Here is an 11,440-nt window from a genome sequence, read left to right on the forward strand (position 1 = left end):
TCTCCCGCAATGGGCCCGCGTATCCTGCGGATTCAAATGAACCCACAGGGGGCACCCATGGCCGACGAACTCCGCGAAAGTGCTTTGCAATACCATCGGGCTGCACCCGCTGGAAAGCTTGCAATCCAGGCGACCAAGCCGCTGGCCAATCAGCGCGATTTGGCACTTGCATACTCGCCTGGCGTCGCCGCGGCCTGCGATGCTATTGCGGAGGATCCAAGTGAAGCGGCGACGTTAACGGCACGCGGCAATCTGGTCGCAGTGATTTCGAATGGCACGGCGGTGCTCGGCCTTGGCGCAATTGGAGCCCTAGCGGCCAAGCCGGTGATGGAGGGAAAGGCGGTCCTATTCAAGAAATTCGCCGGCATCGATGTCTTCGATATCGAGGTCGATGAACGCGACCCCGACAAGCTCGTTGACATAATCGCCAGCCTCGAACCGACCTTTGGTGGAATTAACCTCGAGGATATCAAGGCGCCGGAATGTTTCGAGGTCGAGGGACGACTCAAGGAACGCTGTGGAATTCCGGTGTTTCACGATGATCAGCATGGTACGGCGATCATCGTCAATGCGGCGATCTTGAATGCGCTTCGCCTGGTCAAGAAGCCCATCGAATCGATCAAATTGGTCGTCTCGGGAGCCGGTGCCGCGGCGCTTGCCTGCCTCGATCTCCTGCGGCTCCAAGGCGTGAAGCTTGAAAACATATGGGTAAGCGACGTCGAAGGCGTGGTCTACAAGGGCCGCAAAGTTCTGATGGACCCGCGTAAATCTCAATACGCCCAGAAAACCGATGCCCGCACGCTCGACGACATCATCGATGGCGCCGATATATTCCTCGGACTTTCCGCCCCGAACGTCCTGAAACCGGACCAGGCCAAGCGCATGGCCAAAAGGCCTATCATCCTCGCGCTGGCCAATCCGGTGCCGGAAATTCTCCCGGAGGAGGTTGCCAAGGTTCGCAAGGACGCGATCATGGCCACCGGACGGTCGGACTATCCGAACCAGGTCAACAACGTGCTTTGCTTTCCCTACATCTTTCGCGGTGCGCTGGATGTCGGTGCAACGACGATCAATGAAGAAATGAAACTCGCCTGCGTTCGCGCCTTGGCCGATCTCGCTCTCGCCGAGCCATCGGATGTCGCCGCCCGCGCCTATGGTGGTCAGAGCTTGATGTTCGGTCCCGATTACCTGATCCCGCGGCCTTTCGATCCCCGGCTCATCGTCAATATCGCCCCGGCGGTCGCGAAAGCGGCCATGGAAACCGGCGTCGCGACCCGCCCGATCGAGGATTTCGACGCCTACGAAGAGCGCCTCAACCAGTTCGTATTCCGCTCCGGGCTTGTCATGAAACCGGTTTTCGAGCTCGCCAAGACCGATCCCAAGCGGATCGCCTTCGCCGAGGGCGAGGAGGACCGCGTGCTTCACGCGGTGCAGGTCCTGATCGACGAGGGACTAGCCAAGCCGATCCTGATCGGACGACGGTCGGTGGTCAAAAGCCGTATCAAGAAATTGGGGTTGCGTTTTCGTCTCGATCGCGACGTCGGTCTCTGCGACCCCGAGGACGATCCGAGGTATGCCGATTATTCGCAGCTCTATCACGGCATCATGTCACGCAAGGGCGTTTCTCCCGATTTCGCGCGCACCGTGGTGCGCACCGATACAACGGTAATCGCGGCCCTTATGGTCAGGCGCGGTGAGGCCGATGGGTTCTTGTGCGGCACCATTGGACGTTACCGGGACCACCTCGACGACGTCCTTGATGTCATCGGGAAAGCTCCGGGAATTCGCGATTTATCGGCCCTGTCGCTGATCATCTTGCCGCAGGGCACCTATTTCATTTGCGACACCTATGTCACCCCCGATCCGTCGGCGGAGGAACTCGCCGAAATGGCGATATTATCGGCTCGGCATATGGAGCGTTTCGGTATCGTGCCAAAAATCGCCCTCGTATCGCACTCGAATTTTGGCAGCCGCGATACGCAATCGGCTCGCAAAGTCCGCGAGGCCGCGCAGATCCTCACCGAGCGGGCGCCCGATCTTGAGGCCGACGGTGAAATGCACGCGGACGCGGCCTTGAACGAAGAGATTCGCAACCGCATTTTCCCCGATTCGCAATTGAAGGGTCAGGCCAATCTCTTGGTCATGCCCGACCTGGACGCGGCCAATATCGCCTTGAACATGCTCAAGACGATCGGTGACGCTCTATCGGTTGGACCAATTCTATTGGGAACGGACATGACCGCGCACATCTTGACGCCGTCGGTGACCGTGCGTGGAATTGTCAACATGGGCGCGATGACCGTAGTCGACGCGCAGAGCCGGACCAGGGCCGACAACGACAGGGATGCCTCGTGACCGAGGAAGCGGCCGAAATTCAGGACGCCGACGACGGGCCGGACGTCGACTACGACCTGACACAGGAATTCATCGACGAGGTGTCGGCCGCGATCGAGGCGAACGATGGCGGCCGCTTGCGGGAACTCGTTGCGCCACTGCACTACAGTCAGACGGGCGACCTCGTTCAGGAACTCGATACCGAGAGTCGCCGCAGGCTGATCGAAATTGCCGGCGATGTCCTCGATCCGGAATTTCTGACCGAACTCGATGAAGACACTCGTGAACAAGCCATCGAGGCGTTGGGCAAGGAAGAGTTCGCCAAGGCCCTGACCGCGCTCGATTCGGACGACGCCGTCGACCTGATCGAAGATCTCGACGAACACGAACAGCGCGAAGTCCTCGATGCCATTCCCGCCGAGGAACGGGCTTACGTCGAGGACAACCTGCGCTATCCGGAGGACAGCGCCGGCCGCATGATGCAGCGGGAGGTCGTGGCGATTCCGTCTTATTGGACGGTCGGCGAGACCATCGATTACATGCGCGAGACCGACGACCTGCCGAATGATTTCTACGATATCTTCCTGGTCGACAAGGACGAGCAGCCGGTCGGCACATTGCCGCTGAACAGGGTCCTGCGGACGAAACGGTCGGTGATTGTCAGTGAGATCATGGAAACCGAATATTTGCGACCCATTCCGGCGGAACTCGATCAGGAAGAGGTTGCCTACCTGTTTCGGCAGTTGGACTTGATCTCGGCACCGGTCGTCGACACGACCGGTCGCCTCGTGGGAACGATTACGATCGACGACATTGTCGACGTTATCGATGAGGAAGCGGAAGAAGATATCCTGCGTTTGGGCGGTGTGACGGGGATCGATCTGTACCGTGCCGTTCTCGACACCACGCGGGCACGGTTTTCTTGGCTCTTCGTCAACTTGCTCACGGCCATCTTGGCGTCCGTCGTCATTGCCTTTTTCGAAGGCACCATCGAGCAGATCGTTGCGCTGGCGGTGCTCATGCCGATCGTCGCGTCGATGGGGGGCAATGCCGGGACCCAGACTCTGACGGTCGCCGTGCGGGCGCTGGCGATGCGGGAGCTGACCCCGCTCAATCAACTCGGCTTCATCGGCAAGGAGTTTGTGGTCGGCATGATCAATGGCGTTTTGTTCGCCGTGCTGATCGCTGTCGTCGCCGGGCTCTGGTTCGACAGCGTCGCGCTGGGACTGGTGATCGCGCTTGCCATGATCATCAATTTGATCGTTGCCGGGGTCGCCGGAACCATGGTTCCCCTTGCTTTGGGGCGGGTCGGCATCGATCCGGCGATTGCGTCCGGTGTATTCGTAACGACGGTTACCGATGTCGTGGGGTTTCTGGCCTTTCTTGGACTGGCCGCGCTGATCCTTCTCTAGATCGCGACGATCGCGGTGGTCGCCGTGCGTACCGTGGGTCCGGAGGTGTTTGCTCGGCCGCCCAACACAATCAAAGTTATCGTTTACGTTTACGTAAAGGGCAAATACAGTGCCGTCCGTCGACGCAAGATCAAGACGCCATGACAGAGACCTTCTCCATCACCGATCTGGCCAAAGAGTTCGATATTACGACTCGGACGATTCGATTCTACGAGGACGAGGGTTTGTTGGCCCCCGAACGGCGGGGCCAGGCCCGGGTTTACAAGGCGCGTGACCGCGTCCGATTGAAGCTTATTCTGCGCGGCAAGCGCCTCGGGTTCTCGCTGAAAGAGATCGCCGAGATCATCGATTTGTACGATTCCGAGCCGGGGGAGGTCGGTCAGCTTCGCCACTTCCTGGAAAAGATTGCCGAGCGACGCGCAGTGTTGATGCGGCAGCGCGAGGATATCGATGTGATCTTGACCGAACTCGACGCCGTGGAGGCGCAATGTATGGCGCGCCTCGTGACCAAGGGCGGCGCGACTTAGGGCCAATTCTTACCCAATTTACTTGACGTTTACGTAAACGTCAAGTAAATTGGGTCGGCTGGCTTCATTCGGAAACTGGGCCGCGACGCTCTTGGACGCGATGGCATGAGCAAAACCACTACATTTCAAACGCGTAACCCGGACTTTGCGGAACGGGTCCGCGACAGTTTTGGCCGCCAGGGCTTCATGGGCTTTTTGGGAGCCGAGATGACTCGGGTAGAGCCTGGATTCGTTGAAATCCGACTGGAATTCCGCGATCAGTTGGGGCAGCAGCACGGTTTTTTCCACGGTGGAGTGACTGGAACGCTTGCCGACAATGCGGCGGGCTATGCGGCATTTACATTATTTGACGCCGACTCGAGTCCATTGACCGTGGAGTACAAACTGAGCCTGTTGGCGCCGGCCCGGGGCACGAGCATGATCGCTCGCGGCCAGGTGATCAAACCGGGCTCCCGGTTGAGCGTTGTCCGTTCCGATGTTTTTGCGCTCGGCGACGGGAATGAGACGCAGTGCGGAGCCGCCCTGGTCACGATCATGCGCATGGCCGGTATGTCGGACCAGCGCGTCGCCTGATATTCTTCGCAAATTCGGTAGTGTCGCATTACGCTGTTTTCGCGCGCCGGCTAAAGGACGATTCAATGATTCCCAACCAGTTGCCATCCCTGAACTTTGATCTCGGCGAAATCGCGGACATGCTTCGCGACACGGTGATGAGCTTTACCGCCGACGAGATCGCACCGCTCGCCGGGGAGATCGACTCGAGCAACGAGTTCCCGATGCATCTCTGGCGCAAAATGGGCGATCTCGGAATTCTCGGGATCACCGTGGAGGAAGAGTATGGCGGTGCCGGTATGGGCTATCTGGAGCATTGCGTGGCGATGGAAGAGGTCAGCCGCGGCTCGGCCTCGGTGGGTCTCAGTTACGGCGCACACTCCAACCTTTGCGTCAATCAGATCCGCCGAAACGGAGATGCCGAACAGAAACAGCGCTATCTTCCGAAGCTGGTATCGGGCGAGCACGTTGGTGCGCTGGCGATGAGCGAACCCGGCGCGGGTTCCGATGTCGTCGGGATGCGCACCCGCGCGGACAAGATCGGCGACCGATGGGTCCTGAACGGCAGCAAGATGTGGATCACGAACGGCCCGGATGCGGATACGATGGTCATTTATGCCAAGACCGACCCGGATGCGGGCCCCCGGGGAATAACCGCGTTCTTGGTCGAAAAGGGGTTCAAAGGATTTTCCACGGCGCAGAAACTCGACAAACTCGGCATGCGCGGATCGAACACCGGTGAGCTGGTTTTCGAGGATTGCGAGGTGCCGGAGGAAAACGTGCTCGGCGAGGTCAATAAGGGCGTTCACGTTCTGATGAGCGGTCTCGATTATGAGCGCACCGTCCTTGCCGCGGGACCGCTCGGCATCATGCAAGCCTGCATGGATGTGGTGGTCCCGTATCTCCACGAACGCCAGCAATTCGGCCGGCCCATCGGCACCTTTCAGCTTATGCAAGGAAAGATCGCCGATATGTACACGACGATGAATGCGGCGAAGGCTTACGTCTATGCCGTCGCGAGAGCCTGCGACCGTGGCGAGACAACCCGAAAGGATGCCGCCGGGGCGATCCTGTTCGCGGCGGAAAAGGCGACCTGGATGGCGCTCGAGGCCATCCAGAGCCTGGGCGGAAATGGCTATATCAACGATTATCCGACCGGCCGACTATTGCGCGATGCGAAGCTTTACGAAATCGGCGCCGGGACCAGCGAGGTCCGCCGCATGTTGATCGGCCGCGAATTGTTTGAGGAGACGGCGTAATGTCAGGCGCTGGTGCTGCCCAGGGGCCGACCATTGTCGCGGTCGACACGCTCGCTCTCGAGGGACGGCGCGGAACCGGATATCCTGCACCCTTCGATGCGATCGTAGGGGAGCGGCTAAAACGTGTGCTTGGCGACCCGTTCGGCCTGACCCAGTTCGGTGTCAATCTGGTTCATTTGCCGCCGGGCGCGGGCTCGTCGCAGCGGCACTGGCATAGCAACGAGGATGAGTTTGTCTACATTTTGGAGGGCGAGCTCATCTTGGCCACCGACGCCGGTGAAACCAAGCTGACCGCCGGCATGGCGGCAGGCTTTCCAGCCGGCCACCCGGACGCCCATCATCTCATCAACAAATCGGAGTCGATGGCGATCTATATCGAAATCGGAACGCGCGCCGCCAAGGATGCCTGCGAATATCCGGGCATCGACCTGCAGTATCGCCATACCGGCGGCCGAGGAGTTTTCGCCCACAAGGACGGGACCCCCTATGAGAAATAGGTATCTTCGTATTCCTGTCGGGATGAAGGAGCGACGACAATGAGTGACGCCGATCCGATCGTAATTACTGGTGCAGCGCGGACGCCAATGGGCGGGTTGCAAGGTTCGTTGAAGGACGTGTCCGCGCCGGAGCTCGGCGCCGTTGCCGTCCGCGGCGCCTTGGTCGGCTCCGGGGCCAAACCGGAGGATGTCGAAGAGGTCCTTATGGGCTGCGTCCTGCCTGCCGGGCAGGGGCAGGCGCCCGCGCGCCAAGCGGCGCACGGTGCGGGTATTCCGTGGCAGGCCGGATGCACGACAGTCAACAAGATGTGCGGCTCGGCAATGAAGGCGACGATGCTGGCCCACGATCTGATCGCGGCGGGAAGCAATGAGATCATGGTTGCCGGCGGGATGGAGAGCATGACCAACGCGCCGTACATTCTTGATCGCGCGCGCGGAGGTTACCGGCTCGGCCATGGCAAGATCGCCGACCATATGTTCCTCGATGGGCTCGAGGACGCCTACGATAAAGGGCGTCTCATGGGCACATTCGCGGAAGATACGGCGCAACATTATCAGTTTACCCGCGAGTCTCAGGACGAATTCGCCATCACCTCGCTGACGCGGGCGAAAGAGGCGATTGTAGATGGGACATTTGCCGCTGAGGTGGTGCCGGTAACGGTCAAATCACGCAAGGGCGACGAAATCGTCGAAACCGACGAACAGCCGCTCGCGGCCGACCTCAATAAGATTCCGCGCCTTAAGCCGGCATTTCGCGAGAACGGGACGGTTACGCCGGCCAATTCGAGCTCGATATCCGATGGCGCGGCAGCATTGATCTTGATGCGCATGTCCGAAGCCGACAAGCGTGGGATCAACCCGCTTGCGGTGATCAAGGGCCACGCGACCTACGCCAACGAGCCGGCATGGTTCACCACGGCGCCGATCTTCGCCATGCGTCAACTGCTCGAAAGGGTCGATTGGTCGGCCGATGACATCGATTTATTCGAGATCAATGAGGCCTTTGCGGTGGTGACAATGGCCGCGATGCGGGATCTCGACCTCGACCACGCCAAGGTCAATATCCACGGCGGTGCCTGTGCCCTTGGTCATCCGATCGGAGCGTCGGGCGCCCGGATCGTGGTGTCGCTCCTCAACGCTCTTCAAAAGTACGACCTCAAGCGCGGCGTGGCCTCGCTCTGTATCGGTGGCGGTGAGGCGACCGCGATCGCCGTTGAGCGCGTGAGCTAGGGCAAGCTGGCGCCAATAAGATATGGCGATGTCCACCGTCTTGATCACCGGCGCGGGACGTGGCTTGGGCCTGGAGTTCGCGCGCCAATATGCCGGTGCGGGATGGAATGTCATCGCGACTTGTCGTGATGACGCCGGCGAAGCCGCTCTGCGTGCTATCCGAGGGAATATCGAGATATTCGACCTCGACGTCGCGCGCGCCGATGCGGTCGCCGCCTTGCAGGCGGCGATGGCCGATCGCGCCATCGATGTCCTGATCAACAACGCCGGCGTCCTGCATGCCGGCGATGGCGGATTGGGTACTGTCGACGAGGAGATGTGGGATAGTGTGGTGTCAATTAACGCCTACGCGCCTTTCAATATTGTCGGAGCGCTGTGGCCGAACGTGGCAAAGAGCACGACCCGCAATATCGTTGCGATCAGCAGTGATATGGCAAGCATGGCAATGAACGATTCCGGTGGAATGGCGGCATATCGGGCAAGCAAGGCCGCCCTTAATTCGTTGATGCGGACTGTATCCGTTGAATTGGCGCCGCACGGCATCACGACCGTGATGATCCACCCGGGATGGGTGCGGACCGACATGGGCGGGGCGGGAGGCGACTTGGAGGTGCACGAGAGCGTGACCGAGATGCGTGCCGTGATCGCTAGCCTGACGCCGCATATGAATGGGCGCTTCTTTAGGTATGATGGGCGCGAATTGGAGTGGTAGGAGAGATGACGGATTTTCACCTTGCCCAGTTCAATATCGCTCGCGCGATGGCGCCAATGGACGATCCGGTGATGGCCGAATTTGTCGCCAAGTTGAATAAAATCAACGCGCTGGCCGATCAAGCACCAGGGTTCGTTTGGCGCCTCCAGGACGACAGCGGCAACGCAACGACAATACAGGCCTTCGACGACCCGAGGCTGTTGATCAACATGTCGGTTTGGACCTCAGTCGATGCCCTTTTCGATTATGTCTACAAGTCGGGTCACGCCGCCGTCATGGCGCGCCGCAAGGAATGGTTCGAACGCTTCGGTGACCGCCACATGGTGTTGTGGTGGGTGCCGGCGGGGCATATTCCGAACCTCGGGGAAGCCAAAAAAAAGCTGGGATCATTGCAAACCCTAGGTCCGACCGTTCATGCTTTTACCTTCAAGCAGCGGTTCACCGCGCCGGCCGGAAAATCAGGAGAGGCGGCTTAACCCAATGATTCTAAATGAAGAACAAATAATGATCCGCGACATGGCGCGGAGCTTTGCGACTGACAAGCTCTTGCCCAACGCGGCTGATTGGGACCGTGAATCGGCCTTTCCCCGTCAGGCGATTACCGAAATGGGAGAGCTTGGGCTCCTTGGCATGTTGGTCCCCGAGGACTGGGACGGTGTTGGCGCCGACCACGTTTCGTATGCCTTGGCGTTGGAGGAAGTGGCGGCCGGCGACGGGGCCTGCTCGACAATCATGTCGGTGCAGAATTCCGTTGTCGCGATGGCGATCAATGGATTCGGCACTCTCGATCAGAAAGAGCGCTTCCTCCGGCCATTGGCGCGAGGCGAAATGCTCGGTGCTTTCTGTCTGACGGAGCCCCATGCCGGCTCCGACGCCGGGGCGATTCGTACTCGTGCAAAAAGGGTCGGCAATCAGTACGAGCTTTCCGGCACCAAGCAGTTCATTACTTCGGGCCGGAATGCCAATATTGCGATCGTGTTTGCCGTTACGGATCCGGAGGCTGGACGCAAGGGAATCAGCGCTTTTGTTGTCCCGACCGATACGCCCGGCTACGAAGTCGCCAGGGTCGAAAGCAAGCTCGGACAGCGCGCGTCCGATACCTGTCAGATCGTGTTCGACGATTGTAAATTAACGCCTGATCTCTTGCTTGGCGATGAGGGCCAAGGCTACCGCATCGCGCTCAGCAACCTCGAAGGTGGGCGTATCGGGATCGCGGCTCAGTCGGTCGGGATGGCGAGGGCGGCTTTCGAGGCGGCGCGGGTTTACGCGACCGAGCGGGAGAGCTTCGGAAAGCCGATCATCGAGCACCAGGCCGTTGGGTTCCGTCTCGCCGACATGGCGACCCGAATCGAGGCGGCTCGGCAACTGTTGTTGCACGCGGCCGCCCTTCGCGATGCCGGCCGGCCCTGTTTGCAAGAGGCATCGATGGCCAAGCTGTTTGCCTCGGAGATGGCGGAAACCGTCTGTTCCGACGCGATCCAGATCCATGGCGGCTACGGCTACCTGGACGACTTTCCGGTCGAACGCATCTACCGGGATGTTCGCGTGTGCCAGATCTATGAGGGCACCAGCGACGTACAGCGACTGGTCATCAGCCGCGCATTGGCGGCGGAATAGAGGGCATAGCGTGCGTAGCCTGCGGGCCGCCCCAAGCGCTTTCAAGCGTAATATTCCCCTGTTGGTGGTCTGCTGGTCCCTGGCGACCAGCGTATCGATGACGATGGTGACAATCTCGGCGCTGACCGGCAGCATGCTTGCCGAGGACAAGAGCTTCGCCACCTTGCCGATCATGCTGCAATGGATGGGTACCGCCGGTGCGACGCTGCCGGTGTCGTTCTTCATGCAGCGGTATGGCCGCCGCGCAGGTTTCCTTCTCGGCGCAGCACTGATCGTCATTGGTGCGGCGCTGGCCGTCAACGCAGTCTATCAACAGAGCTTCGTTCTTTTCTGCCTGAGCACGCCGTTTGTCGGCGCTGGTATTGGGTGCAATTGGTACTATCGGTTCGCGGCGGCCGACGTCGCCGATGACGACTATCGCAGCCGCGCGATCTCTTTTGTACTGGCCGGCGGAATTCTTGCCGCTTTTATCGCACCGAACGTGGCCATGTGGTCGCGGGACCTTTTGGCTCCCGTGGTGTTCGCCGGGACCTTCGTCTCGGTCGCCGTGTTTTCCATACTGATCATGCTGATCGTGGCGTTCATCGATATACCGCCGCCGCCGCGCGAGGATTTGCATGGCGGTCGACCTTTCGTCGCGATCGCTCGTCAACCGGCTTATCGCGTTGCCCTGCTTGGTGGCATCGTCTCCTACAGCGTCATGGTGTTGATGATGTCGGTGTCGCCGTTGGCCATGATGGGGCACGGACTGGGCTTCGAAGACGTTGCGTTCGTCATTCAATGGCACGTGTTGGGCATGTATTTGCCGTCGTTTTTCACCGGATCGCTTATTCATCGCCTTGGAACCCTAAGGGTCATGCAGGTCGGCGCGATGTTGATCGTGGTTTGCATTCTATTGGCGATCAGTGGCCTCACCCTGACCCATTTTTGGGTCTCGATGTTCCTGCTCGGTGTCGGTTGGAACTTTCTGTTTGTCGGCTCGACCACATTGCTGACCGAAACCTACACGAACGCGGAACGCGCCAAAGCGCAGGGTGTGAACGACCTTATGATATTCGCCGTGACGGGGACTGCGACGTTCCTGTCCGGGAGTCTGCTGCATCAGATAAGTTGGACGGCGGTCGGATTGTTGGCGCTGCCTGCGGTCGTGCTGGTGCTTGTTTCGATTTTTTGGCTGGCGGCCTATCGCCGCCGCGTCGCGGCTTGATGCGAAAGGTGCGGATCGGATCGGTAATGAATCGGTGCCAATTCGGATAAACTGGATGAAAGGCGTATTCGCTAAATGTTCACATTAACATAT

General features: G+C 59.7%; 11 protein-coding genes. All 11 read left to right on the top strand.

Translation table 11 applies throughout. The features are described from left to right. Positions 1-57: 57 nt before the first annotated feature. The 11 genes from GY791_02795 to GY791_02845 all read left to right on the top strand — a co-directional run bounded on the left by GY791_02795 (position 58) and on the right by GY791_02845 (position 11,347). A complete protein-coding gene (locus tag GY791_02795) occupies positions 58-2,355 on the top strand; it encodes an NADP-dependent malic enzyme (GenBank protein MCP4327350.1) in 2,298 nt (765 codons plus the stop codon). Continuing rightward, positions 2,352-3,746: a magnesium transporter gene (mgtE, locus tag GY791_02800; protein MCP4327351.1), complete on the top strand. Its 1,395-nt coding sequence runs from the start codon at positions 2,352-2,354 to the stop codon at positions 3,744-3,746. Before GY791_02795 ends, mgtE begins: the two co-directional genes overlap by 4 nt. Before the next feature lie 140 nt (positions 3,747-3,886). Continuing rightward, the gene (locus tag GY791_02805; GenBank protein ID MCP4327352.1) at positions 3,887-4,273 is read left to right on the top strand and encodes a MerR family DNA-binding transcriptional regulator; all 387 of its coding nucleotides are present in this window, start codon (positions 3,887-3,889) and stop codon (positions 4,271-4,273) included. Between the two features lie 105 nt (positions 4,274-4,378). After that, positions 4,379-4,846: a PaaI family thioesterase gene (locus tag GY791_02810; protein MCP4327353.1), complete on the top strand. Its 468-nt coding sequence runs from the start codon at positions 4,379-4,381 to the stop codon at positions 4,844-4,846. Between the two features lie 65 nt (positions 4,847-4,911). After that, positions 4,912-6,084: an isovaleryl-CoA dehydrogenase gene (locus GY791_02815; GenBank protein MCP4327354.1), complete on the top strand. Its 1,173-nt coding sequence runs from the start codon at positions 4,912-4,914 to the stop codon at positions 6,082-6,084. Positions 6,085-6,116: 32 nt separating this feature from the next. Further along, positions 6,117-6,581: a cupin domain-containing protein gene (locus GY791_02820; protein ID MCP4327355.1), complete on the top strand. Its 465-nt coding sequence runs from the start codon at positions 6,117-6,119 to the stop codon at positions 6,579-6,581. Positions 6,582-6,620: 39 nt separating this feature from the next. Then, entirely contained in the window at positions 6,621-7,811 is a 1,191-nt protein-coding gene (locus GY791_02825) for an acetyl-CoA C-acyltransferase (GenBank protein MCP4327356.1), read from the top strand. Positions 7,812-7,839: 28 nt separating this feature from the next. Next, complete coding sequence (locus tag GY791_02830) at positions 7,840-8,523, top strand: SDR family oxidoreductase (GenBank protein MCP4327357.1); 684 nt, start codon at positions 7,840-7,842, stop codon at positions 8,521-8,523. A 5-nt stretch (positions 8,524-8,528) separates the two neighbouring features. Then, entirely contained in the window at positions 8,529-8,999 is a 471-nt protein-coding gene (locus GY791_02835; protein ID MCP4327358.1) for a DUF3291 domain-containing protein, read from the top strand. A 7-nt stretch (positions 9,000-9,006) separates the two neighbouring features. Continuing rightward, complete coding sequence (locus GY791_02840) at positions 9,007-10,140, top strand: acyl-CoA dehydrogenase (GenBank protein ID MCP4327359.1); 1,134 nt, start codon at positions 9,007-9,009, stop codon at positions 10,138-10,140. 10 nt (positions 10,141-10,150) lie between these two features. Continuing rightward, positions 10,151-11,347 carry an MFS transporter gene (locus tag GY791_02845; protein ID MCP4327360.1) on the top strand — a complete coding sequence of 399 codons (1,197 nt, stop codon included), beginning with the start codon at positions 10,151-10,153 and terminating at the stop codon, positions 11,345-11,347. Positions 11,348-11,440: the final 93 nt, after the last annotated feature.

The sequence above is a fragment of the Alphaproteobacteria bacterium genome (genome assembly GCA_024244705.1).
Taxonomy (GTDB): Bacteria; Pseudomonadota; Alphaproteobacteria; order JAAEOK01; family JAAEOK01; genus JAAEOK01.

Bases quoted from the DNA above. Each gene is read 5' to 3' on its own strand.
- GY791_02805 (MCP4327352.1), top strand. From the start codon at position 3,887: ATGACAGAGACCTTCTCCATCACCGATCTGGCCAAAGAGTTCGATATT.
- GY791_02830 (MCP4327357.1), top strand. From the start codon at position 7,840: ATGTCCACCGTCTTGATCACCGGCGCGGGACGTGGCTTGGGCCTGGAG.
- GY791_02825 (MCP4327356.1), top strand. From the start codon at position 6,621: ATGAGTGACGCCGATCCGATCGTAATTACTGGTGCAGCGCGGACGCCA.
- GY791_02815 (MCP4327354.1), top strand. From the start codon at position 4,912: ATGATTCCCAACCAGTTGCCATCCCTGAACTTTGATCTCGGCGAAATC.
- GY791_02835 (MCP4327358.1), top strand. From the start codon at position 8,529: ATGACGGATTTTCACCTTGCCCAGTTCAATATCGCTCGCGCGATGGCG.
- GY791_02795 (MCP4327350.1), top strand. From the start codon at position 58: ATGGCCGACGAACTCCGCGAAAGTGCTTTGCAATACCATCGGGCTGCA.
- GY791_02810 (MCP4327353.1), top strand. From the start codon at position 4,379: ATGAGCAAAACCACTACATTTCAAACGCGTAACCCGGACTTTGCGGAA.